This window comes from Flavobacterium sp. 2 (assembly GCF_049949195.1).
In the GTDB taxonomy this organism is placed as follows: Bacteria; Bacteroidota; Bacteroidia; order Flavobacteriales; family Flavobacteriaceae; genus Flavobacterium.
Genome location: NZ_CP188206.1, coordinates 2,762,488 through 2,785,778, shown reverse-complemented (window position 1 = coordinate 2,785,778; position 23,291 = coordinate 2,762,488). Strand labels below are relative to the sequence as shown.

Annotated in this window: 23 protein-coding genes; 11 read left to right on the top strand and 12 right to left on the bottom strand. The window is 32.3% G+C overall.

Annotated features, from left to right (window positions below; all coding sequences use genetic code 11):
- The first annotated feature begins 173 nt into the window (after positions 1 to 173).
- From ACNFIH_RS11920 to hflX, 6 genes are all read left to right on the top strand, one after another.
- Complete coding sequence (locus tag ACNFIH_RS11920) at positions 174 to 1,214, top strand: Gfo/Idh/MocA family oxidoreductase (RefSeq protein WP_426483319.1); 1,041 nt, start codon at positions 174 to 176, stop codon at positions 1,212 to 1,214.
- Positions 1,215 to 1,505: 291 nt separating this feature from the next.
- Positions 1,506 to 2,723, top strand: coding sequence for an MFS transporter (locus ACNFIH_RS11915; RefSeq protein ID WP_426483318.1), 1,218 nt, complete (start codon positions 1,506 to 1,508; stop codon positions 2,721 to 2,723).
- 364 nt (positions 2,724 to 3,087) lie between these two features.
- Entirely contained in the window at positions 3,088 to 4,248 is a 1,161-nt protein-coding gene (locus tag ACNFIH_RS11910; RefSeq protein ID WP_426483317.1) for an IS3 family transposase, read from the top strand.
- A 113-nt stretch (positions 4,249 to 4,361) separates the two neighbouring features.
- On the top strand, positions 4,362 to 4,949 hold the full coding sequence (locus tag ACNFIH_RS11905) for a transposase (RefSeq protein ID WP_426483316.1): 588 nt from the start codon (positions 4,362 to 4,364) through the stop codon (positions 4,947 to 4,949).
- Positions 4,950 to 5,682: 733 nt separating this feature from the next.
- Positions 5,683 to 6,549 carry a hypothetical protein gene (locus ACNFIH_RS11900; RefSeq protein WP_426483315.1) on the top strand — a complete coding sequence of 289 codons (867 nt, stop codon included), beginning with the start codon at positions 5,683 to 5,685 and terminating at the stop codon, positions 6,547 to 6,549.
- Positions 6,550 to 6,699: 150 nt separating this feature from the next.
- Positions 6,700 to 7,929 (top strand): GTPase HflX, encoded by a 1,230-nt coding sequence (gene hflX, locus ACNFIH_RS11895; RefSeq protein ID WP_035646341.1) that lies wholly within the window; start codon positions 6,700 to 6,702, stop codon positions 7,927 to 7,929.
- Positions 7,930 to 8,108: 179 nt separating this feature from the next.
- Here hflX and ACNFIH_RS11890 read toward each other — a convergent pair whose 3' ends face one another.
- The 6 genes from ACNFIH_RS11890 to ACNFIH_RS11865 form a co-directional block, all read right to left on the bottom strand.
- Positions 8,109 to 9,059: a DUF3078 domain-containing protein gene (locus ACNFIH_RS11890; protein ID WP_426483314.1), complete on the bottom strand. Its 951-nt coding sequence runs from the start codon at positions 9,057 to 9,059 to the stop codon at positions 8,109 to 8,111.
- Between the two features lie 79 nt (positions 9,060 to 9,138).
- On the bottom strand, positions 9,139 to 9,648 hold the full coding sequence (locus tag ACNFIH_RS11885) for a DUF2480 family protein (RefSeq protein WP_426483313.1): 510 nt from the start codon (positions 9,646 to 9,648) through the stop codon (positions 9,139 to 9,141).
- Between the two features lie 81 nt (positions 9,649 to 9,729).
- Positions 9,730 to 10,053 carry an SUF system Fe-S cluster assembly protein gene (locus tag ACNFIH_RS11880; protein WP_017494560.1) on the bottom strand — a complete coding sequence of 108 codons (324 nt, stop codon included), beginning with the start codon at positions 10,051 to 10,053 and terminating at the stop codon, positions 9,730 to 9,732.
- 140 nt (positions 10,054 to 10,193) lie between these two features.
- Entirely contained in the window at positions 10,194 to 10,619 is a 426-nt protein-coding gene (locus tag ACNFIH_RS11875) for a SufE family protein (protein WP_426483312.1), read from the bottom strand.
- Between the two features lie 2 nt (positions 10,620 to 10,621).
- Positions 10,622 to 11,047, bottom strand: coding sequence for a hypothetical protein (locus ACNFIH_RS11870; RefSeq protein ID WP_426483311.1), 426 nt, complete (start codon positions 11,045 to 11,047; stop codon positions 10,622 to 10,624).
- A gap of 10 nt (positions 11,048 to 11,057) precedes the next feature.
- Positions 11,058 to 12,272: an aminotransferase class V-fold PLP-dependent enzyme gene (locus tag ACNFIH_RS11865; RefSeq protein WP_426483310.1), complete on the bottom strand. Its 1,215-nt coding sequence runs from the start codon at positions 12,270 to 12,272 to the stop codon at positions 11,058 to 11,060.
- 220 nt (positions 12,273 to 12,492) lie between these two features.
- Here ACNFIH_RS11865 and ACNFIH_RS11860 point away from each other — a divergent pair, with 220 nt between their 5' ends.
- Both ACNFIH_RS11860 and ACNFIH_RS11855 read left to right on the top strand, forming a co-directional pair.
- On the top strand, positions 12,493 to 13,842 hold the full coding sequence (locus tag ACNFIH_RS11860; protein ID WP_426483309.1) for a serine hydrolase domain-containing protein: 1,350 nt from the start codon (positions 12,493 to 12,495) through the stop codon (positions 13,840 to 13,842).
- A gap of 9 nt (positions 13,843 to 13,851) precedes the next feature.
- Positions 13,852 to 14,592, top strand: coding sequence for a hypothetical protein (locus tag ACNFIH_RS11855; protein ID WP_426483308.1), 741 nt, complete (start codon positions 13,852 to 13,854; stop codon positions 14,590 to 14,592).
- A gap of 72 nt (positions 14,593 to 14,664) precedes the next feature.
- Here ACNFIH_RS11855 and sufD read toward each other — a convergent pair whose 3' ends face one another.
- The 6 genes from sufD to ACNFIH_RS11825 form a co-directional block, all read right to left on the bottom strand.
- Complete coding sequence (gene sufD, locus ACNFIH_RS11850) at positions 14,665 to 15,981, bottom strand: Fe-S cluster assembly protein SufD (RefSeq protein ID WP_035646324.1); 1,317 nt, start codon at positions 15,979 to 15,981, stop codon at positions 14,665 to 14,667.
- Positions 15,982 to 16,028: 47 nt separating this feature from the next.
- Positions 16,029 to 16,418, bottom strand: a complete 390-nt coding sequence (locus ACNFIH_RS11845) for a four helix bundle protein (protein WP_035646323.1) — start codon at positions 16,416 to 16,418, stop codon at positions 16,029 to 16,031.
- Between the two features lie 85 nt (positions 16,419 to 16,503).
- Positions 16,504 to 17,250 carry a Fe-S cluster assembly ATPase SufC gene (gene sufC / locus ACNFIH_RS11840; RefSeq protein ID WP_057121683.1) on the bottom strand — a complete coding sequence of 249 codons (747 nt, stop codon included), beginning with the start codon at positions 17,248 to 17,250 and terminating at the stop codon, positions 16,504 to 16,506.
- An 11-nt stretch (positions 17,251 to 17,261) separates the two neighbouring features.
- Positions 17,262 to 17,750: a flavodoxin family protein gene (locus ACNFIH_RS11835; RefSeq protein WP_426483307.1), complete on the bottom strand. Its 489-nt coding sequence runs from the start codon at positions 17,748 to 17,750 to the stop codon at positions 17,262 to 17,264.
- Between the two features lie 7 nt (positions 17,751 to 17,757).
- Positions 17,758 to 19,206, bottom strand: a complete 1,449-nt coding sequence (gene sufB, locus ACNFIH_RS11830; protein WP_426483306.1) for a Fe-S cluster assembly protein SufB — start codon at positions 19,204 to 19,206, stop codon at positions 17,758 to 17,760.
- Positions 19,207 to 19,290: 84 nt separating this feature from the next.
- Complete coding sequence (locus ACNFIH_RS11825; protein WP_026727150.1) at positions 19,291 to 19,620, bottom strand: HesB/IscA family protein; 330 nt, start codon at positions 19,618 to 19,620, stop codon at positions 19,291 to 19,293.
- Between the two features lie 363 nt (positions 19,621 to 19,983).
- Between ACNFIH_RS11825 and ACNFIH_RS11820 the strand changes: the two genes are divergently transcribed.
- From ACNFIH_RS11820 to ACNFIH_RS11810, 3 genes are all read left to right on the top strand, one after another.
- Positions 19,984 to 20,904 (top strand): hypothetical protein, encoded by a 921-nt coding sequence (locus tag ACNFIH_RS11820; RefSeq protein ID WP_426483305.1) that lies wholly within the window; start codon positions 19,984 to 19,986, stop codon positions 20,902 to 20,904.
- 82 nt (positions 20,905 to 20,986) lie between these two features.
- Positions 20,987 to 21,844, top strand: a complete 858-nt coding sequence (locus ACNFIH_RS11815) for an MBL fold metallo-hydrolase (RefSeq protein WP_426483304.1) — start codon at positions 20,987 to 20,989, stop codon at positions 21,842 to 21,844.
- Positions 21,845 to 22,131: 287 nt separating this feature from the next.
- Positions 22,132 to 23,286: a hypothetical protein gene (locus ACNFIH_RS11810; protein WP_426483303.1), complete on the top strand. Its 1,155-nt coding sequence runs from the start codon at positions 22,132 to 22,134 to the stop codon at positions 23,284 to 23,286.
- Positions 23,287 to 23,291: the final 5 nt, after the last annotated feature.

Below are 23,291 nucleotides of genomic sequence, written 5' to 3'. Positions count from 1 at the left end.
TATTTAGCCACAGATTAAAAGGATTTTTTTTAGTTTTCTCGCCACAAATTTCACGAATTTACGCAAATCGATGCGTTTAAAAACTTAAAATAATTCGTGTAAATTCGTGAAATTTGTGGCAAAAAAGAAATCCTTTCTAATCATATTAATCTGTGGCAAAAAAACATAACAACATGCAAAAAATAAAAACAGCACTATTATCATACGGAATGTCGGGGAAAGTTTTTCACGCTCCGTTTTTAGATATTCATCCCGGTTTTGAATTATTAGGATCTTGGGAACGAAGCAAAAAACTTATTCAGGAAGATTATCCAGAGGTGAAAAGTTATCCCTCAATTGATGATTTATTATCAGATGATGTCGATTTAGTAATCGTAAACACGCCAGTTGGCACACATTACGAATATGCGAAAAAAGTACTTTTGGCAGGAAAACATGCTGTTGTCGAAAAAGCTTTCACAACAACTGTTGCAGAAGCCGAAGAGCTGACTCAAATAGCAAAAGAAAAAAGATTAAAATTAGCCGTTTTTCAAAACAGAAGATGGGACAGCGATTTTAAAACGATTCAGAAAATAATCAACGAAGAAGTTTTAGGAGAATTGGTTGAAGCCGAATTCCATTTTGACAGATATAACCCATTGCTGAGTCCAAAAGCGCATAAGGAAACAGCTAATGACGGTGCCGGAGTTTTAAAAGATTTAGGCCCGCATATTATAGATCAGGCGGTTTGCTTGTTTGGCTCTCCAAAATCAGTTTTCGGGGATATTCGTTACACCAGACAAAATTCTTTAGTTGATGATTGGTTTGATTTGTTATTGATTTATGAGAATGTCAGAGTGCGTTTGAAAGCAGGTTTTTTTGTGAGAGAAGCCAATCCTGCTTATACCATTCATGGTAAAAAAGGATCTTTTTTAAAACCAAGAGGCGACGTTCAGGAAGACGAATTGAAACTTGGAAAAAAGCCAAATTTAGAATCTTGGGGAACAGAACCTGAAAATCTGCAAGGTCTTTTGCATACCGAAATTGATGGGAAAATAATTCGTGAAAAAGTCCCAACATTACAAGGAAATTATTTCTCCTTTTTTGACGGCGTTTACAATTCAATTATAAACGATACGACAGAACCAGTTACAGGTCAAGATGGCGTAAAAGTAATGCAGATTATCGAAGCTGCAATTGCGAGCAATGCACAACGCACTGTAATTAATTTGTAATTATTATAGCCCACAGATTGTACGGATTAAACGGGTTTTCGCTGGTTTTAATTTTAAATGTGTGGCTAAAAACAAAATAATATAAATCGTAGAGACGCACAGCAGTGCGTCTTTTTTTTATGCAAAAAAATAATTATAATCTGTGTAAACCCGTTTAATCCGTACAATCCGTGGCCCAAAAACACAGCAATTTATAAACAATAACGTTGTAAATAAAGGAACATTTTTCATCATAAAAGAAATACGCAGCTTTTTTGTACTTTTATAGTATAATCCCAAAATGCATCGATTTTGATAAATTTCAATCCACTAGAACTTTTTCAGACAAAAGGAAAAATCAAGAAAGTTTTTAGAGAAGCAAAAGCTTCTTATTTAAACCGAATTCGTTTTGCAGTTGGAATGTTTTATTTCGGAATGGGATTAAGTTTTGCAACATGGGCAAGCCGAATCCCAGATATTAAAACCGCTTTACATTTAACCGAAGGCGATTTGGGGTCAATACTTTTTGCCCTGCCAATGGGACAATTGATCATTATGCCTTTTTCAGGAAAAATGGTCACTAAATTTGGAAGTCACCGCGTTTTAATTTTCTCTTTAATAATGTATGTGTTGTGTTTGGTTAATTTAGGTTTGGCTACAACAGCACTACAATTATCATTAGGATTATTTTTGTTTGGATTATTTGGAAATCTAGCCAATATCGCTGTAAATACTCAAGGCGTTTATACCGAAGTGCTTTTCAGAAAAACAATCATGTCATCGTTTCACGGAATGTGGAGTTTTGCCGGTTTTACTGGAGCTTTGGTTGGTTTAGGAATGCTGGCTTTAAATTTATCTCCTTTGCATCATTTTTTAATTGTTGCCGGAATAGTGTTGGTTATGATTGTTTTTAATTTTAAATTTTTGGTCAAAGCCAAAGAAAAAATCAAACACAAAGGCGAAAAGAAAAAACTATTTACAAAACCAGACAGCGCTTTAATTTGGCTTGGTGTCATTGGATTTTGTAGTATGGCCAGTGAAGGCGTAATGTTCGACTGGAGTGGTGTTTATTTTAAAGATATTGTAAAAGCTCCAGGACCTTTGGTGATTTTAGGATATACTTCATTCATGATTATGATGGCGAGCGGAAGATTTTTAGGCGATGGCTTAATCAATAAATTTGGACGCGAACGTGTCATGCAGATTAGCGGTGTCATGATCTCGGGAGGACTTTTTACTGCAGTTTTTTTACCCTATTTAATTCCTTGTACCATTGCTTTTATGGCTGTTGGTTTAGGTGTGGCAACTATTGTTCCTACGGTTTATAGTATGGCAGGAAAAAACCCGACTGTTCCGCCAGGTGAAGCTTTAACTATTGTTTCAAGTGTAAGTTTTCTTGGCTTTTTGATGGGACCTCCTGTTATTGGTCATATTGCTCAGAATTTTGGGCTTCAATTCTCTTTTGCCTTTATCGGTATTTTTGGTGTGCTGATTGCTTTTATGGTTTCTAAAATTAGAACTTCAGCTTAAAATCCCAAATTACGTCAGATTTTTATTCATCTTCTTTAGAATTAAGTTCTAGTGTTTGTTTATGTTTTTTACCAAATCCTATTATTTTAGGTTCTTGATAATTTTCTTTAAATTCTAGTTTTAATTGAACTGGTTTTTTATTATATTTTTGTTGAAATAATGAGTTGAATTGAGCTTATGATTGAGAGACTTCCATAAGAATAGTAACCTCAATTATTTGTTTTTTAAATGTTCTCTACTGATTTCAAGAGTTAATGATTGATGCCATTTATATTTCCAATTTCCGTTTTTCCTATATTTTTTTTTGAAATAATTCCTTTTGGCAATCCCTCATAAATGTATTTATCTTATATTTTTTTGAATTATGAAGGGAAAACAAAGAAAATATTCTGATCTTTTTAAAGAGAAAATAGTACAGTTGAGTTATAAAAAAAACAATCTGTCAGAGTTCGCTAGAGAAATTGGTATATCCTCTTCTAAATTGACAGAATGGCGTCAAACGTATGAAAAATTTGGTATAGGAGGTTTTCCTGGGAGTGGTGGTATAAAAATGAAACTTGAAGATCAAAAAATTTTCGAACTTGAAAAGAAATTAAAGCAATCAGAACAAAACTTCGAAATTTTAGAAAAAGGGACTAAATATCTTTCGATGGGTAATCTATCGATTTATCCTTTTATTAAAGAAAATGAAAAAACATACTCAATAATAAAAATGTGTGAGGTTTTTGGAATACATAGACGTGTTTATCGTAACTGGAAAAATGGAATTATTCCCCCAAAAAAACAAAAGATACTTAAATTAAAAGACGAAATAACCTCATTGTATTATTTATTTAATAGACAATATGGATCCGTGAAAATCACTAGAGAACTTGTAAAAAGAGGATATAAAATATCGGGTAATCGGGTAGCATTTTATATGAATAAAATGAATCTAAAAAGAAAACTTGATCGAAAGTTTGAATCAACTACAGATTCAAAGCATGATTTTTATACTTTTCCTAATAAAGTAAACAGAAAATTTCATAGAGATGCCCCTTCTAAACTTTGGGTTTCGGATATTACATACATAAATACCAGCGTAGGATTTATTTATTTGACCATTATTATGGATGTGTATGATAGAAAAATAATCGGTTGGGCTCTCAGTGATGATTTAACAACTAAAAATACTACATTACCTGCGTGGGATATGGCTATCTCTAGGCGTGAAATTAAAAATCAGTTAATATTTCACTCTGATATGGGATCACAATATGCAAATAAAGCCTTTACGGATAAATTAGAATCTTATCAATGCATAATAAGAAGTATGAGTCGTAAAGGAAATTATTGTGATAATGCAATGGCAGAAAGTTTTTTTGCAATTTTAAAAAGAGAACTAATATATAGACAGACGAAGCTTCTTTCTAAAAAGAAAATGAAAGTAGAAATATTCGATTTTATAGAAAATTGGTACAACACACAAAGAATGCATTCTTCTTTGAATTTTAAAACAATAAAAGAATTTAATAATGATAATTAAGCCAATATCGTTTTGTTGAATAATCAAAAATTTAATTAAGATGATTAAGTAAAACTTTTTAAAATCAAAAAACAAACGAATTTTTTTAAGTAAAATGAAATAAAAATTCAAAGATGAGTAGGATATATGATCGTGATTTTAAAATCAGAGTAATCAAATTGAGTTATGAAAGAGGAAATAACGCTCAAATTGGAAGAGAGCTGAATGTTGATCCTTCTTTGATTAGTAAATGGCGACGGGACTATGAAATATATGGAATTGAAAGTTTTCCTGGACCTGGATATTTAAAATTAAATTCTATAGAAAAGAAAGTCTATGAACTTGAAAAGAGAATTAAAGAAACTGATTTGAAATTTGAAATTCTAAAAAAAGGAAGCAATCTTCTTTGTCAAAACAAACTTGTAATTTTTAAATTTATACATGATAACGAAAAAGCATATACAATAAGCAGAATGTGTAAAGTTCTACATGTTGGTGAAAGTACATATCGTGACTGGAAGAATCAGAATTTGTCAAGAACAAAACAGAAAAAAAATGCTATTAAAAATCAAATAATAGAAATTTTTTTCGAGTTTAAGCAAAGATATGGTGCGCAAAGAATTGCAAAAATACTTCAAAATCGTGAACATAAACTATCAACTGCAACAATAGGAAGATACATGAAAGAATTAGGCTTGTATTGTAAAATTTCTAAATATTAACGAATATAAATTTTGAGACATTATTCAATTCAAACAAAAGAATAGGTTTATATCTGTATTTTCTTTTTGTGATAATTTGTTGTCTTATTATGATATTTTTAAGTCTTATGAAGAAACAATTAAAATTTCAAAAATTATACTTTTAATACCGTGTAAATAAATACTTATATTTTATGTTTGAGTATTTTAAGGATAATATTAGACTAATTAAAGAAATGAAATCAGAAGAAAAAAAAATATTAGAAATATTTATAAATCTCCTCTTAGAAAGCAAAAAAACAGAAATAAATTCTAGTAAAAATAATTATAAAAATAATTATCCTTATCCGTATAATATAAGCGTAATAAATAGAAAAGATAAATTCAAATTGTTTTTTGGTTTATTAGTGATTATAGCATGGATTTGTTCATTTATTTTACTACTATCTCTTTTGTTTTGATTTAAAGCTATTTAAAAAACAAAAAAACTATTTGTACAAATTTAAGCATAATCATTGAGCGAATATTTCGGATAAAGAATAAATAAATGTAAAATGAGAGTTTGAATTGTTTATAATTTTAATATATAGTTGATAAAATATTTGGCGGAAAGTGGGTGATTTTATTTTGTGATATTTATTCAAATAACTGATTTTTTGCTTATAAATTTAGTGGTTACAATTTTTGAGATTTAAACTATTAGAATTTGTCAGAATTTTGTATTTTGGTCATCCCAAATTAATACAAGAACAAAATGAAAACCTACTTTATCGCCATCTTGATGATGGTATTCCCATGTTTGATGCACAGCCAGGATCAGGCCGATGCCGTTAAATTAAAGCAGATCAACATTGTAAAGACAAATTACCAAAACTCAAAAGATGGTGAAATTGTAAACAAAACGGTTGTTTTTAAAGACGGAAAAATTCAGACTATTACAACTTCTGATGTTGTTCAGCACTTCTCTTACAACAAAAATGGTTTGTTGGATATGACTGTAAAAGATAAAGTTGGAAGCGACTGGAAAGAGGTCGTGAATTATACTTATGATGCAGACAACAACATTATCAAATTTGTAAAAAAATATCAGGAAGGACCTGATTATATCACAAAAGTTGTGACTTTTTTTTATGAAGGAGCACGAGTAAAAGTAACAACTAAAAAAAGTACGAATCACCAAAATTTAGTTGAAGATATTGAATATATCGTTGAAAACGGAATCATTGTAAGACGTACTTCACGCGATAGAAATAAACAGATTAATGGTAAAATTGAGTATGTTTATGTAAACGATAATGTCTCAAAACACAAAGGTTTGGTTGGAGATAAAATCTCGAAATCATTTACTTATGATGATAAAAAATCGGTCGATCAAATAATTGTTCAAAGCCTTTTCGGGGATAATTACAGGATAATTGTACCAATGATTTCGTATCATGAAGAAGAATTTGCATTTGAATCGATTTCATACAATAATGAAATGAATTTCAGTCCGTCATCAACTGCATTAGTTGCTGTAAGCAGAAAATATAAATACAACAAACTGAATTTTCCAATTTCATGTTCTCAGATTGAAGAAAACGGAATCGTAAAAACAGAAAAAACGTTTATTTACGAATAAACAGTTTCAGATAAAATTTGGATACCATTTATAAATTAGGTTTTATTGCCTGATTTATAAATGGTTTATTTTTTTAATTAGAATTTAAAATTGAAATTCTATAATTGTAAGTAGTGTACAAATGATTAAATTTGTAGCTTATTTTAAGATATGTTAGAGAAAGAAGTTATAAATTTTGAGAGAACAGCCATTGTTGGTATTATTACTCAAAATCAAAGTGAGGAAAAACTTAACGAATATTTAGACGAATTAGAGTTTTTGACTTTTACCGCTGGAGGTGAAGTTATAAAACGCTTTTCGCAAAAAATGGAACGCCCGAATCCGAAGACTTTTGTGGGTACGGGAAAAATTGACGAAATCAATCTTTTTGTAAAAGAAAATGGAATATCGACGGTTATTTTTGATGATGAGTTGACTCCATCTCAGCAAAAAAATATCTCAAGAATTATTGATGCAAAAATCTTAGACAGAACAAACTTAATCCTAGATATTTTTGCGCAAAGAGCCGAAACGTCTTATGCAAGAACTCAGGTTGAGCTCGCACAATGTATCTATTTATTACCAAGACTTTCTGGTTTATGGACACACCTTGAGCGTCAAAAAGGAGGTATTGGTATGCGCGGTCCTGGAGAAACGGAGATTGAAACAGATAGACGTATCGTTCGTGACCGAATTTCGCTTTTGAAAGATAAAATCAAAACGATCGACAAACAAATGAGTATTCAACGAAGCAATCGCGGAGCAATGGTTCGAGTAGCTTTGGTTGGATATACAAATGTTGGGAAATCAACTTTGATGAATGCAGTTGGTAAAAGTGAAGTTTTTGTTGAGAATAAATTGTTTGCGACTTTAGATACAACAGTTCGAAAAGTGGTAATTAAAAATCTCCCATTTTTGCTTTCGGATACTGTTGGATTTATTAGAAAATTACCAACGCAATTAGTAGATTCTTTCAAAAGTACATTGGATGAGGTTCGCGAAGCTGATTTGTTATTGCATGTTGTAGATATTTCGCATCCGGATTTTGAAGATCATATTGAATCTGTGAATCAGATTTTGCAGGATATTAAGGCGCATGAAAAACCGGTTATTATGGTTTTTAATAAAATTGATGCCTACAAACATTTGACAATAGAGGAAGATGATTTGATTACAGAGAAAACCAGAAAACACTGGACGCTTGATGAATGGAAGCAAACCTGGATGAGTAATGTTGGTCATGATAAAACATTGTTTATTTCGGCAACACAAAAACAAAATTTTGAGGAATTTAGAGAAATGGTTTATGAAGCTGTACGCCAGATTCATATCACGAGATTTCCTTATAATAAGTTTTTATATCCGGATTATAAGGATGCAATTGAAAAAGAAGAGGAATAAAATAGAAACGGCTTTTGATACATTCAAAAGCCGTTTTTTTTATGTTTAAAAGAAGCCAATTGTTTGAATATAGCCCCGATGGAGGCGGTATCCTTGCTGGCCCGGGAGGGCAACAGCGAGATATAGCCGAGAGCGGGAAACCATGTTTGTTAAAATGCCTTTTGCGATGCTTCTGACAATTAGAATCCGAAATTAATTCCTAAACCAAAAACTTCTCTGGTTTGTAAGCCTTGAAAAGCATTATCATCATAAATGGCCTGGAAGGAGAAATTGGCTGATAAAAATTTGTTGACTTTCATGATAATATTCAGCGAATAATTGATGTCGACGTTTTGTGGATCTTCCAGATAGTTGGAATAAAGATTCAAGGTGTTTTCGGCTGTTACGTTGGTCATGATTGCCAATTTGTAATAAACTGAAGCGTAAAAACCTAACTCATATCGCATACTTTTACCTTCATCAACACCAAAATAAGAACCGTCAACATAAGGCAGACCTGTGAATCTATCGATTCCGCTTGTATAAGCATTGTCTACAAAAGTGAATTTTGAAGTCAGTGGTGCGAAATTTATTTTAAGATTGTCGTCTTTTGTCCAATAAATTCCGGGACCTGTGGTAAGATAACCAGGAGACATAAATTTGGTTTGTTCTGTCCTGATTTGTTTTCCGTTTGCATCTTGGCCGTAAATATAACCAGTAGAAAACTGTGTTCTAAAATTCAGGAAGTAAGAATAGTACCATTGCCCAAAAGCCTTTTTTCCGACAATGGAATTGAATTCTAAGCGGTCATCTGTTTTTTTTGTAAAGTCGTCATTTTTGGTTTGCAATAATCCGTATGAAGCCAGAATTTTATTGTCCCAAGTTAAATCATCTTTTTTGTAATTGAAATCGTAGTTGATTCCTAAAGTTCCTGAAAAGCTGTCCTCTCCACCGGCAATCCAGTTGTTAAAGCTCGACTGATTTAATAAAAGTGAGACAGTTCCTTTTGTTTTCCAGCCTTCTCCTTCGATGGTGTCATTAATTTTTTTTACTGCTTTTTCAGTGTTCTGAATTAACTCTTTTTCTGAATTTTGGGCTTGTACAAATGTGAAGTTTACTAAAACGAAAAGTAATAAGGTTAGCTTTTTCATGGTTTTTAGTTTATAAGTGTATAAACAAATATACTAAAAACCGATAAAAGCTTAAGCGTTAATTGATTGTAAAAGCAGGTTATTTCTTAGATTCTTTGTATAAAGGTACTGCAGAGCAAGCTTCCCCATACATAATGCTTCTTGCAAATGGCTGCAAATAGGTTGTAGCTAAAATATACGCACGCATTGGAACGGGTTTTTTGGAACAGCCTTTTACAATTACGGGTTTATTTTTGTAAGCAGAATAATCTATGTTTTTTAAGATTTCTTCGTATAAACTAGCGTCTAAATCTTCTATGGTTCCGTTAACCACTTTTTTAGCAAAAGGTGCTAAATGAACACTCACTAAAATTAAAGCCCAAGCTGGAACAATAGCGTCTGTACTACAATGTAAAGCGACATATTGATCTTGGTATTGTGACCAATCGTGATTTTTTAGGTGTTCTCTAAAGTCTTTTTCTTTCAATAGAAATCCTTCCAAAAGCCATTGCGAAATGTCAATTTGCACACGCATTCCTTTTGGATAATAATCCTCAAGATCAAAAACTTCTAAAGCACTATTGGCAACTTTATTGATGATTTCTTCCATGTGAAAAATGGTTTCAAGTTTGAGGTTTCATGTTTCAAGTTGCGTAACCTGAAACCTGAAACTTTAAACCTGAAACAAATATTAAAGCATTCCTAATTCTAATTTTGCTTCTTCGCTCATTAAATCTTTGCTCCAAGGCGGATCGAAAGTAATTTCTACGTCAACATCTTTGATGTTTTCGATAGTTTTTACTTTTTCTTCTACCTCTCTTGGTAGACTCTCAGCTACTGGGCAGTTTGGAGATGTTAATGTCATTAAGATTTTTACTTCGTAATCTGTATTTACCATTACGTCGTAAATTAATCCTAATTCGTAAATATCAACAGGAATCTCAGGATCGTAAATTCCTTTTAAAACTTTTACGATTGATTCTCCTAATTCGTTTGTATCGATTTCTTGTTCCATTTTTGTTTTTTGTTTTTACCATTAAGATAGTAAGAAAATTAAGTTTTGCAGTGCGCTTAATTCTCTTCTAACTACCAAGAAAATTAAGTTTAGTACTTTATGAACCTTAATGCCTTAATGCCTTAATGGTTTAAAATTTTTTAATTTTTGTTTTTTGCATCAAAAGCCAAAGCGTACATTTTGATGTTTTTTATCATCGAAACCAAACCATTGGCGCGTGTTGCTGATAAATGTTCTTTTAAACCGATTTCGTCAATAAAATCAGTATCTGCATTTATGATATCAGATGCTTTTTGATTCGAAAAAGCGCGAATTAAAATCGCGATAATTCCTTTGGTCAAAATTGCATCGCTATCAGCAGTGAAAACAATTTTATCATCGTTTTGTTCGCCTTGCAACCAAACTTTCGACTGGCAACCTTTGATTAAATTTTCGTCGGTTTTGTATTCTTCTTTTATCAGCGGAAGCGTTTTTCCTAGTTCGATGATGTACTCATAACGCTGCATCCAGTCGTCGAACATTGAAAATTCGTCTATTATTTCGTCTTGTATTTCTTTTATTGTCATAATTATTCTTTAGCAAAATCAATCAGCAAATTTACCAGTTTTTCAATTTCCTTTGGAGGAAAACCATTATCGAAACCTTTTGTTTCGTAGGTTTTTTGATTTTGAGTTATTTTTAAATTTCCAATTGCGGCGCCGTCATAAAAACGTTTTTCGGTTGGAGCTTTTAAATTTGGAATATTATCTAAATTCACTTTCGAAAATTCAGTTACAATTTGTTTCCATTTTGCATCATCAATTTTCTTTTCAACAGGTTCAGCATTTCTTCCGTTTGTGACTGTTGCTGTTTTATTTTGAACAATAATCTTTTTGAAAAGTCCTCTCGAAACCGCAGAGTATTCAATTTGTGTTGCTGTCATATCTGCTTTTTTTTGACTGGAGCAGCTAGTACCGATAAAAATCGTTAAAAGCAATAAAGATATTATTCTCATAAAATAGATTTTAGCTTAGCATTGTTTGCGCTTTTTTAACTGCATCAACCATTTGATCAATTTCTTCTTTTGTATTGTAAAAAGAGAACGAAGCTCTAATAGTTCCCGGAATACAGAAGAAATTCATAATAGGTTGTGCACAATGATGTCCAGTTCTAACTGCAATTCCTAATTTGTCAATAATTGAACCAATGTCATAAGGGTGAATTCCATCAATATTAAATGAAACTACTGATGCTTTATTTTTAGTGTTTCCGTAAATTCGGATACCTTCAATTTCGTTAAGACGTTTTGTGGCGTATTCTAACAATTCATTTTCATATTCATGAATTTTATCAAAACCGATCTCGTTTAAATAATCAATTGCAGTTCCTAAAACAATTCCGCCTGCGATATTTGGAGTTCCGGCTTCAAATTTATGAGGAAGATCAGCATAAGTTGTTTTTTCGAAAGTCACTTCTTTGATCATTTCGCCTCCGCCTTGATAAGGAGGAAGTTTGTTTAACCATTCTTCTTTTCCGTATAAAATTCCAGTTCCAGTTGGACCACACATTTTATGTCCAGAAAAAGCATAAAAATCACAATCTAATTCCTGAACATTTGGTTTTAAATGCGGAACAGCCTGTGCGCCGTCAATCAAAACTGCAGCACCTACAGCGTGTGCTTTATCAATAATATATTTAATTGGATTGATTACACCCAATGCATTTGAAATATGATTTACAGTTACAATTTTCGTTTTATCTGAAAGCAGTTTGTCAAATTCCTCAATGATTAATTCTCCATTGTCATTGATTGGAATAACTTTTAAAACAGCCCCCGTTTTTTCGCATAACATCTGCCAAGGCACAATGTTACTATGATGTTCCAAAGAAGAAACAACCACTTCATCACCAGGTTTTAAAATAGAAGCAAATCCGTTTGCAACTAAGTTAATTCCGTGCGTTGTTCCTGAAGTAAAAAGCACTTCGTGAGCATGTTTTGCGTTGATATGGTTTTTTACTTTTCCGCGAGCAATCTCGTAAGCATCAGTTGCTAACTGGCTTAAAGTGTGAACGCCACGGTGAATATTGGCGTTGATTTCCTGATAATATTTTACTTCGGCATCAATCACGATTTGTGGTTTTTGCGAAGTGGCTCCGTTGTCGAAATATACTAAAGGTTTCCCGTTTACAATTTGTGAAAGTATCGGAAAATCAGCTCTTATTTTTTGAATATCTAGCATGTCTTATTTAGAAAAAATCTATTTACAAAAGTACTAAAACTAAATTTGTTTATACAGGAATTCTATAATTTCCTTTTATGGCGCCATTGCTATAAGGCGTAAATGCTGATTCCGTAAAAATCGATTCCCTTTTCTGCATTATCCGAATCATATTTATAATTTGAGTTCTAAAATCGTGAACATAAATTATTTATATTGCATTAAAAACATCTAACGCATCATGAAAAAATTTCTAAAAGTACTGGCGCTTGTCCTTATTCTTGCCTTTTTGTATTTCGGATTTACAACTTATCCGAAACTTGATTTGATTTCTGGTTTTTCAGCAAAAAGTGTTGCATCCGGACATTTTATGGATCATCGCTCATTGGATTTAATTCAAAAAACCGATAATGATATTCATTTGTTGGATCTTGCAACGAATACAATTGATGATGCGGGAAAATTTGCAACATCGGCAGTTTATGGTTTGAAAGAAAGAAAAGCAATTTACAGAGATGGTTTAGGTGCTTTATTGATTAATGATGATTATGATATTTCAAAACCCTATTTGCTTCCAAAAAGAACAAAATTGGTTAATAATCTTCCTTTTCCTTACGGGAATAACGAACCAAAAGATACTGCTTTCGCAAATGTCGATTACACAAAATTGAAAAAAGCAATTGACGATTCATTCGATAAAAATGGCGGGAAAGCAAAACGCACACGCGCCGTTGTAGTTTTATATAAAGACCAATTAATTGCCGAAAAATACGATACAGGTTTTAATAAAGACAGTAAAATTCTGGGTTGGTCGATGACAAAAAGTATCACAAGTTCTGCTTTTGGAGTTTTGGCCAAACAAGGAAAAATTGATATTTATAAACCAGCGCCAATCAAAGAATGGCAAAATGATGAACGCAAAAATATTACCGTAAACGATTTGCTTCATATGAATTCCGGTTTAGAATGGGAAGAAAACTATAGTACAATTTGCGATGCCACACAAATGCTTTTCCAATCTGAAGATATGGGAAAAGTACAAATGGACAAACCAGCAAAATACAAGCCAAACACGCATTGGTATTATTCATCTGGAACAACCAATTTATTATCCCGAATTTTAAGAAGCCAATTTAAAACCCAACAAGAATATCTTGATTTCTGGTACAGCGCCGTAATCGATAAAATCGGAATGAATTCGATGATCGTCGAGCAAGATATGTCGGGAACTTTTGTTGGTTCATCTTACGGCTGGGCAACGCCAAGAGACTGGTCAAAATTTGGATTATTATATCTTCACAAAGGAAACTGGAACGGTGAACAAATTTTGGATGAAAGCTGGGTAAAATATACAGCAACGCCAACCAATACTTCTGAAGGAAAATATGGAGCGCAATTTTGGTTAAATGCCGGAGGAAAATTCCCAGATGTTCCTCGCGATATGTTTTATTGCAGTGGTTATCAAGGTCAAATGGTGGCGATTATTCCGTCTTTGGAGATGGTAATTGTGAGAATGGGAGTGAAGGAAGAAGAACCTGGATTTGATTTTAATGGGTTTTTGAAGGGGATAGTTTCATCTGTGAAAAAGTAAAAGATTGTTATGATAGACGAAATAAAAAAATCAATAAATTCAATTTTTACAGAAAGGGTTTCTAGTCCTTTTTATGGAACTTTAATTGTTTCTTGGTTGATTTGGAATTGGAAAATAGTCTACTTGACTTTTTTTGTTGATCAAGATAAATTAGATAAGATTAAAATAGATTTTATAATTGATAATTATAATGATGTATGGCATTTGGTTTATTTTCCTTTAATTTCAACATTTACGTTAATAACAATTATTCCCTTTTTAACAAATGGAGCATATTGGCTAGATTTGAAATTTACGACATGGAGAGTTAATCAGAAAAATGAAATTGAAGGGAAAAGACTCTTAACTTTAGAACAATCAATTAAACTTCGTTCAGAATTACGAGAATTAGAAGAAAATTTTGAAAAACTTTTGGAAAGAAAAAATGATGAAATTCAATTATTGCAAAACAGCTTGAATGAATTAAGTAATTCAAAAACAGATAGTGAAACAATTAATTTTAATGATGAAAAGACTTTCTCAAATGACTATAAGGTTTTAGTTGAGAAGAAATTGATTGATGATTTTATAAAATGTTATAAGATTTTTGATAAAGGAGTTTCTAAGTTTCCAGAAGACATTAGTGAAGAGAAAAAAGAGTTTTTTATTGTTAATGGTTATTTTAGGGGTAGTACAGGTTCAGCATATTTTAGTAATACTGACAAAGCGAAGAAACTTTATACGGAAGTTTTTAATAGAAATTTTAAATAAATATAAGGTAATAACAAGAAAAGCTTTCCAATAAATATATGGAAAGCTTTTCTTGTTAGATCTAATTTTAAACTACAAATCAAATCCTAAATTCACACCCAATTTCATGGCAATGATTTTAGTAATTCTTTGTTTTAATTCTGGTATTTTAATGCTTTCGATAACGGCATTTGAGAATGCGTACATCAATAAAGCTTTAGCTTCTTTTTGAGGAATACCACGAGACTGCATGTAGAACATAGCTGTTTCATCAAGCTGTCCAACTGTACAACCGTGAGAACATTTTACGTCATCTGCAAAAATCTCTAATTGTGGTTTTGCGTTGATTGTTGCTTTGTCGCTCAATAAAATGTTGTTGCTTTTTTGGAAAGCATTTGTTTTTTGAGCTTCTTTTTCAACCAAAACTTTTCCGTTGAAAACTCCTGTCGAACGATCAGAGAAAATTCCTTTATAATCCTGGAAACTTTCGCAGTTTGGCGTTGCGTGGTTTACCAAAGTATAATGATCAACGTGTTGTTTGTCGTTTAAGATCGAAATTCCGTTTAACGTACTTGTCAATCTTTCACCAAAGTGATAAAAATTCAGGTTGTTACGAGTCAAGTTTCCACCAAAAGAGAAAGTGTGCACATAAGCATGACTTTCCTGTTGTTGCGAAACGAAAGTGTTGTCAATTAAATTGGCTTCACTATTGTCGTTTTGAATTTTGTAATAATCCACAATCGCACGTTTTTGAGCAAAAATCTCTGTAACCGAATTGGTTAAAACAGGATTTTCATTCAAACTTTGGTGACGCTCGATAATTTGAACATGTGAATTTTCGCCCACAATAACTAAATTTCTTGGCTGTACCATTAAAGCTGATTCGTTTCCAGTTGAGAAATACATAATCTCAATTGGTTTATCGGCCACTTTTTTCTTCGGAATATTGATAAATGCACCTTCAATAGCAAAAGCTGTATTCAATGAAGTCAAGCTATCATCTTTACTCGCAATTTGATTGAAATATGTATCAATAACCATTTTATATTTTGGTTTGGTCAATGCCGATGACATCAAACAAACATCGATTCCGTCATGCGTTGTAGAAGACAAATGCGAACTGAAAACGCCATCGATAAATACTAATTTGTAAGTGTCGATTTCGTGTAAAAAGTATTTTTTTACCTGATTAAATTCGATTGCATTTTCCTGCTTTGGAAAAACCGTAAAGTCATTTTTTAAGATGGCATTTAGCGATGTATATTTCCAAGCTTCTTCTTTTTTGGTTGGGAAACCTTTATTTTCGAAGTTTTTTAAAGCATTTGTGCGTATGTCATGTAAATCTGAATGTACATCGACACGCTCTTCAAAAGCCATAAAAGACGATACTAATTTTTCTTTTAAATCCATTGTTCTTTTGTTTCCTTCGGTGTTTCAGGTTTCAAGTTTCAGGTTACCTATTGAAACTTATTCCCCTTGAAATCTTTTTTATTTAGGTAAGTGATAAAGTTTTTTATTTTACCGCTTAAATTTTCATAATCCTTTTTTAAAGCTTCGAATTTTTGTTCCGAAATATATTCAAAATCAAAAACGCGATATAATTGAGATCTTGTTTCTCCGGCTGAACCTTTTGCGATTGATAAAAATTGTCGAAATTCTAAATTTCCATCTCTTTCAAATCCTTCAGCAATGTTATCCATCACTGAACCAGAAGAATCTTTTATTTGATTTTTAAATCTGAGATCTGATCTTAACTCTGTTTGAACTGCAATAAGATGAATTTCTTTTGCTAATCGTCGAGCCTCTTTCCAAATTTCTAAATCCTCAAATCGAGTTATTGTCGCCATAATTTCTATTTTAATAATTTTAAGTTTAAACTTACAAAATGTAATTCAACTTGAAACTAAAAAAACATGAAACCTGAAACAAATTTTAGTTCTCTGCTTTAATCCAGTCGTATCCTTTTTCTTCTAATTCGTAAGCCAATTCTTTTCCACCAGATTTTACGATTCTTCCGTTGTAAAGAACGTGAACGAAATCAGGAACGATATAATCTAATAGACGTTGGTAGTGCGTGATAACGATAATAGCGTTTTTCTCGCTTTTTAATTTGTTAACTCCGTTAGCCACAATTCTTAAAGCATCGATATCAAGACCAGAATCGGTTTCGTCAAGGATAGCCAATTTTGGCTCTAACATTGCCATTTGGAAAATTTCGTTTCTTTTTTTCTCTCCTCCAGAAAAACCTTCATTTAAAGAACGAGATAAAAATTTACGGTCAATTTCCAATAATTCCGATTTCTCGCGAATTACTTTCAACATTTCGTTTGCCGGCATTTCTTCTTGTCCGTTTGCTTTACGAGTTTCGTTGATGGCAGTTTTCATGAAGTTAGTTACGCTAACTCCAGGAATTTCTACCGGATATTGAAACGAAAGGAAAACACCTTTATGTGCTCTTTCTTCAGGAGCTAAATCAGCAAGATCTTCTCCGTCTAGAATTACCTCTCCATCTGTAACTTCGTAGTTTTCGTTTCCTGCAATAACAGCAGAAAGTGTACTTTTTCCAGAACCGTTTGGTCCCATGATAGCATGAACTTCTCCAGCTTTAACTTCTATATTAATTCCTTTCAGGATTTCTTTATCACCAATCGCGGCGTGAAGGTTTTTTATTGATAACATTGTTTTTTATTTTATATAAATGTCAATTCTATTTTTGTTTGTTGGTTTAGGATGTTGGCATTAAAATGCGCGTGTCCTAAATATTCCATGCCTAAATAATCGGCTGATTTTTGAAACGGGATGTAAAAACTATCTTCGATTTCATTATCGTGTGAGTTTGTAATCACTCCAATTTTCTTTCCTCTTAGCTTTCTTCCGGTTTCTTTTTCAATTCGGATTAAATCTGAAATCCTGTCGAAAAAGACCTTCATAATTCCGCTCATATTGTACCAATAAACCGGCGTTGCAAAAATTAAGGTGTCGTACTCTTCCAGTATTCTTCTTATTAAAGGAAGAAAATCATCGTCTATATTTTTGCTTTCGTAATCGTAATACGAAATATTGTAATCACTTAGATTCACGACATCGATGTGATGCTCCTTAGAAATTTCATCCACAATTTTGGTTGTGTTTCCGTTTTTTCTGGAAGAACCTAAAATGATGACTTTTTTATTTTCCATCTTTAAATTATCCTACAGAACCTTCTAAAGAAATCTCTAATAATTTTTGAGCTTCAACTGCAAATTCCATTGGCAATTTATTCAATACATCTTTACTGAAACCGTTTACAATTAAGGCAATCGCTTTTTCAGTTGGAATACCTCTTTGGTTGCAATAAAAAACTTGATCTTCTCCAATTTTACTTGTCGTTGCTTCGTGCTCGATTTTTGCAGATGGATTTTTACTTTCGATGTAAGGGAAAGTATGCGCTCCACAATTATTTCCCATTAAAAGAGAATCACATTGCGAAAAGTTTCTTGCATTCTCCGCTCTTGGCGAAATCTGCACTAAACCACGGTAACTGTTTTGCGATTTTCCAGCCGAGATACCTTTAGAAATAATAGTCGATTTAGTGTTTTTTCCTAAATGGATCATTTTAGTTCCGGTATCAGCTTGTTGATAATTATTAGTAACGGCGATAGAATAAAATTCTCCTACTGAATTATCTCCTTTTAATACACAAGAAGGATATTTCCAAGTTACAGCAGAACCTGTTTCAACCTGTGTCCAAGAAATTTTAGCGTTTGTTTCGCATAAACCTCTTTTGGTTACGAAGTTGTAAACTCCACCTTTTCCTTCTTTGTTTCCAGGGAACCAGTTTTGAACAGTAGAATATTTAATTTCAGCATCATCCAAAGCAATTAATTCAACCACAGCAGCGTGTAATTGATTTTCATCACGGCTTGGAGCAGTACATCCTTCAAGGTAAGAAACGTAGCTTCCTTCGTCAGCAATAACCAAAGTTCTTTCGAATTGTCCAGTTCCTGCCTGATTGATTCTGAAATAAGTTGATAGTTCCATTGGACATTTAACGCCTTTTGGAATATAACAGAAACTTCCGTCAGAGAAAACTGCTGAGTTTAACGCTGCGTAGAAGTTGTCTTTTTGAGGTACAACAGTTCCTAAATATTTTTTTACTAATTCAGGATGTTCTTTGATCGCTTCAGAAATTGGACAGAAAATAATTCCTTTTTCTGCCAAAGTTTTCTTGAAAGTCGTTGCTACAGAAACAGAATCGACTACAATATCCATAGCGACATTGTTCATCATTTTTTGTTCGTCAACAGAAATTCCAAGTTTTTTGTACATCTCTAATAATTCCGGATCAACATCGTCCAAAGTTTTGTTAGGATCTACTTGTTTTGGAGCCGAATAATAAGAAATCGCCTGAAAATCTGGTTTTTCGTAATGAACATTTGCCCATTCTGGCTCGATCATTTCTTTCCAGGCACGGAAAGCCTCGATGCGCCATTCGGTCATCCATTCAGGTTCTTCTTTTTTAAGAGAAATAGCTCTCACGATGTCTTCGTTTAAGCCAATAGGAAACGTCTCAGATTCTATATTGGTATAAAATCCGTATTCGTATTCTTTAGTTTCGAGTTCGATTTTTAAATCGTCTTCTGTGTATTTGCTCATTATTTTGTTATTGTCTAAGTAGTTTTAAAGTCCAAAGTTTGAAGTCAATTTAGTCTTTATGACTTTACGACTTTCAGCTTTTGACTAAAGAGAAAATGATTCTCCGCATCCGCAAGTTCTGCTGGCATTTGGGTTGTTAAAAACAAATCCTTTTCCGTTTAATCCGCCTGAAAATTCAAGAATTGTTCCGGCTAAATACAAAAATGATTTTTTTTCAACTGCTATTTGTATGTCATTATCTACGAATATCTTGTCATCATCGCCTTTGGTTTTGTCAAATTTCAAATCGTATGACAATCCAGAGCATCCGCCACTTTTCACTCCCACACGTACGTAGTCATGTGCGGCGTCAAAACCATCATCGGTCATCAAATCGATGATTTTCTTTTTGGCTGTATCAGAAACTTTTATCATTGTGTTTATGGTTTTTAATTTTCTTTTATTGTTAGAAATGTTTAAAAAAGTAATCAAATTATTACAATTTAAACAGCTGTCTATCAATGTTCAAATGAAATTGTCTGCAAAGATACGACTTAAAAACCTTTTTCCATAACGGTTCACATTATTATAACAAATGTTAAAATAGATAGAAGTTATTTTGTGTTCAAAAATTCTTTTAAAAATGCCAAATTCTTAAGTAAATAAAAAGAAACTTACAAAAACATAGTTTGTATGTTTCTAAATTATTAATTGTTGTATTAAAGCGTTAAAATACCGTATTTTTACCTGTGCTTAGTTTTAAATTTTTGGTACTTTTGCAGAAAATTATGAGTTATCATGAAGAAAAACCACAAAGATAGCTGGATTAAAGCCCTTTTTGCAATAATTTTTATTTTTGGGATAGGTGCCACATATTTGATCTTTAGCAACGAACCAAATGATATCATAGAACAACCTTCTACCAGTAGATTAGAGATAACGGGATCGAGCCCAGAAACTCTCGATCGGGAAAATATATTGGATTCTTTGAATAATTTGAAATTAGCTTATGATGTTGCCATTTTTGAAAAAACTGCACTTTCTGAAGAATTGGAACTCCAAAAAAAGAATATTGAGAATTTGATGGAAATCATAAAAGCTTCTAAGAATCCTTCGGGAGAACAGATTAAAATTTACCGTAAACAACTATCGGATTTAAAAGTTTCATTGGATCAAAAAGTTGCAGAAATTAAAAAATTGAAATCTCAAAATAAAAACCTGCTTACTGAAATTGAAAGTCAGAATGTAGTAATGTACAAGCAAAAAGCAGAAAATGATACGCTTATTTCAAAACAAAAAAAGCTGGAATCTACTTTAAAAGATGCTTCAAGACTTTCTTTAGGTAATTTTAAAGTGACTGCTTTTAATGAAAAAAGTTCGGGAAAAGAGCAGGAAACTACTAAAGCTAAAAACACGGATAAGCTTAAAATTAGTTTTTCTGTTAACGGAAATTCGGTTGCAAAAACAGGAAAAAGAGTTTACTATATTCAGGTTTTAGATCAAAAAAATACTGTTTTAGGCGAAAATAAATTAATTGAATTTAGTAATGATAAAGCCTTGGTTTATAGTTTTTTAGTTGGTGTTGATTACCAAGGGAAAATGGCCAATGTTTATGGTGTTTTAAATGATGATTTAGCCAAGTTTAAAAAAGGAACTTATTTTGTCAATTTCTTTGACAAACAAGAAATAATGGGCAGTTCTTCGATTACTTTAGAATAGCGCTTCAAAAAGTTTTACAACGAATTTTTAGTTTAAAGAGACAGGATTTCCTAGCTTTGTTTGCTTACTAGAAATTATTTTTATGAAACTTTATCCAATCGAATCTGGAAATTTTAAATTAGACGGAGGCGCCATGTTTGGTGTTGTTCCTAAAACAATCTGGAACAAAACCAACCCTGCTGATGCCAATAATTTAATTGATATTGCAGCGCGTTGTTTACTTATTGAAGATGGAAATCGCCTGATTTTGATTGATACCGGAATGGGCGACAAGCAATCAGAGAAATTTTTTGGATATTACTCGCTTTGGGGTTCACATTCCATAGATAAATCACTTGCAAAATACGGTTTTCACCGAGATGATATTACCGATGTTTTTATGACGCACTTGCATTTTGACCATTGTGGCGGAAGTGTTCAGTGGAATTCTGATAAAACAGGTTATGAACCGGCTTTTAAAAATGCAAAATTCTGGACGAATGAAAATCATTGGGGATGGGCCACAAAACCAAATGCTCGTGAAAAAGCTTCATTTTTAGCAGAAAATATTTTGCCGATGCAGGAAAGCGGACAATTGAATTTTGTTGAAAGACCGAAAAGTGATTTTGGTTTTTCAAAAGAATTAGATTTTGATATTTTTTACGTTGACGGGCATACTGAAAAGCAAATGATTCCGCATATAAAATATCAAGATAAAACAATTGTCTTTTGTGCTGATTTATTGGCGACAGCCGGACATATTCCGCTTCCGTATGTAATGGGATATGACACAAGGCCATTACTTACGATGCCTGAAAAAGCCAAATTGTTAAATGCAGCCGCTGATCAAAATTATTATCTCTTCTTAGAGCACGATGCTCATAACCAAATTATAACGGTTGAACACACTGAAAAAGGTGTTCGTCTAAAAGAAGTATTTACTTGTGAAGATATTCTTTAGATTTTTTATAAAAAATAAAACTTCTGCTTTTTGAACAGAAAGAGCAGGAGTTTTTTTTATTATATTTAATTAAGAAAAGTCTGTAGTCATATAACTACGGAGTAAGTTATTTTTGGTTAATTTCACTACGTGTTTTGGTTGAAGTAAATTCTTACAACTGTCATTCCCCCAAAGTTTTAGAATGTGTGAAATTTAACACAATCTTCTTCAATTGATAGTCATATAAAGTTGTTTTTTAGAAATATTATAAATAGGTTTGTGCATCAAAATTTATTAATACTTAACCTATGAAAAAAGCAATACTTTTCGTTTTGTTCATGTCTTTTTTTGGTGTAAAAGCACAAAAAGTAGATTTGGATCGTTTTTATTTTAATGTGAATTATCAAATTCTTCCAAAAGAAGGTGTTCCTTATGAAAAAAGAACTTATTCTTCAACAGTAAAATGTGGAGGGGCGATACAATCTTACGTTGATCCGGCTACTCTTAATGATAAAATTCGTATCGCTGGCTGGAAAAAAGTAGAGACTGGCGGTACCGTACAAATTGAACTTAACTTAGAAGATTTTGTTGAAAAAGGAGCTACTCCAGGAATAAGAACTGACGAGAAAAGAGATAAAGATGGTAAAGTAATCAGCAGAAAAGATTACCATTTTGTTTCAGCAAAATATGCAACCAGAGGTTATGCTAAGGTAAAGGGTCCAGTTACTCCAGTAGCTGTAGTTGCAAAACCAGTTGAGCAGGCAAAACCAGCAGAAGCGCCACCAACAACAAACAGGTTTTTGAAAAATGCAGTAATCAAAAAAGATACAACTTCAGCATCAGTAGTTGCGGCAGCAACAGAAGGTTTTAACTTAAGTTTTAACGGAGAATTGGAGTATAAATCTTCAGAATATGAAACTTCATCAGCTGCATTAAAAGATTTTTATATCAATAAAGGTGCTATTCGTGATCAAATGCTGAGAAGTTTTTCAGATAATTCATTGAGCACTTTCAGTTATAATGTTAATTCAACTTATGGTTATAGAGCTAAAAGCGACAATGAAATTCTTTGGATTTTGGATGCTAAAAGTGATGAAGGAAAAACACAAATTGAAGCAATTCAGGCTGTAAAAGCTTTATTTGCTACCATGAAAGCTGATGAGCCAATAGATGACTTGAAATCTAATATGCAACCTTTAATTGAGTATTTTGATTCATTGAAAACAAAATATACTGAGGACAATAAACCATCTCGAAAAATGAGATATTCAGCTTACTTTAATTTAGCTGTTATTTACTTAATGTTAGATCAGCCAGAAAAAGCTATTACTGAATCTGAAAAATTAATCGAGAATGATTATGACAAAAGTGATGGAAAAGCAATAATTGAAAAAGCGAACAAATTAATTGCAAGTTTTAAAGCTGCAAAAACAAATACTACGCATAATCCAGTTCTTAAATAAAATAC

Bases quoted from the DNA above. Each gene is read 5' to 3' on its own strand.
- ACNFIH_RS11855 (WP_426483308.1), top strand. From the start codon at position 13,852: ATGATAGACGAAATAAAAAAATCAATAAATTCAATTTTTACAGAAAGG.
- ACNFIH_RS11865 (WP_426483310.1), bottom strand. From the start codon at position 12,272: ATGCTAGATATTCAAAAAATAAGAGCTGATTTTCCGATACTTTCACAA.
- ACNFIH_RS11845 (WP_035646323.1), bottom strand. From the start codon at position 16,418: ATGGCGACAATAACTCGATTTGAGGATTTAGAAATTTGGAAAGAGGCT.
- sufB (WP_426483306.1), bottom strand. From the start codon at position 19,206: ATGAGCAAATACACAGAAGACGATTTAAAAATCGAACTCGAAACTAAA.
- hflX (WP_035646341.1), top strand. From the start codon at position 6,700: ATGTTAGAGAAAGAAGTTATAAATTTTGAGAGAACAGCCATTGTTGGT.
- ACNFIH_RS11870 (WP_426483311.1), bottom strand. From the start codon at position 11,047: ATGAGAATAATATCTTTATTGCTTTTAACGATTTTTATCGGTACTAGC.
- ACNFIH_RS11920 (WP_426483319.1), top strand. From the start codon at position 174: ATGCAAAAAATAAAAACAGCACTATTATCATACGGAATGTCGGGGAAA.
- ACNFIH_RS11810 (WP_426483303.1), top strand. From the start codon at position 22,132: ATGAAAAAAGCAATACTTTTCGTTTTGTTCATGTCTTTTTTTGGTGTA.
- ACNFIH_RS11835 (WP_426483307.1), bottom strand. From the start codon at position 17,750: ATGGAAAATAAAAAAGTCATCATTTTAGGTTCTTCCAGAAAAAACGGA.
- ACNFIH_RS11910 (WP_426483317.1), top strand. From the start codon at position 3,088: ATGAAGGGAAAACAAAGAAAATATTCTGATCTTTTTAAAGAGAAAATA.
- ACNFIH_RS11885 (WP_426483313.1), bottom strand. From the start codon at position 9,648: ATGGAAGAAATCATCAATAAAGTTGCCAATAGTGCTTTAGAAGTTTTT.
- ACNFIH_RS11825 (WP_026727150.1), bottom strand. From the start codon at position 19,620: ATGATAAAAGTTTCTGATACAGCCAAAAAGAAAATCATCGATTTGATG.
- ACNFIH_RS11880 (WP_017494560.1), bottom strand. From the start codon at position 10,053: ATGGAACAAGAAATCGATACAAACGAATTAGGAGAATCAATCGTAAAA.
- ACNFIH_RS11900 (WP_426483315.1), top strand. From the start codon at position 5,683: ATGAAAACCTACTTTATCGCCATCTTGATGATGGTATTCCCATGTTTG.
- ACNFIH_RS11860 (WP_426483309.1), top strand. From the start codon at position 12,493: ATGAAAAAATTTCTAAAAGTACTGGCGCTTGTCCTTATTCTTGCCTTT.
- ACNFIH_RS11890 (WP_426483314.1), bottom strand. From the start codon at position 9,059: ATGAAAAAGCTAACCTTATTACTTTTCGTTTTAGTAAACTTCACATTT.
- sufC (WP_057121683.1), bottom strand. From the start codon at position 17,250: ATGTTATCAATAAAAAACCTTCACGCCGCGATTGGTGATAAAGAAATC.
- sufD (WP_035646324.1), bottom strand. From the start codon at position 15,981: ATGGATTTAAAAGAAAAATTAGTATCGTCTTTTATGGCTTTTGAAGAG.
- ACNFIH_RS11815 (WP_426483304.1), top strand. From the start codon at position 20,987: ATGAAACTTTATCCAATCGAATCTGGAAATTTTAAATTAGACGGAGGC.
- ACNFIH_RS11875 (WP_426483312.1), bottom strand. From the start codon at position 10,619: ATGACAATAAAAGAAATACAAGACGAAATAATAGACGAATTTTCAATG.
- ACNFIH_RS11820 (WP_426483305.1), top strand. From the start codon at position 19,984: ATGAAGAAAAACCACAAAGATAGCTGGATTAAAGCCCTTTTTGCAATA.
- ACNFIH_RS11905 (WP_426483316.1), top strand. From the start codon at position 4,362: ATGAGTAGGATATATGATCGTGATTTTAAAATCAGAGTAATCAAATTG.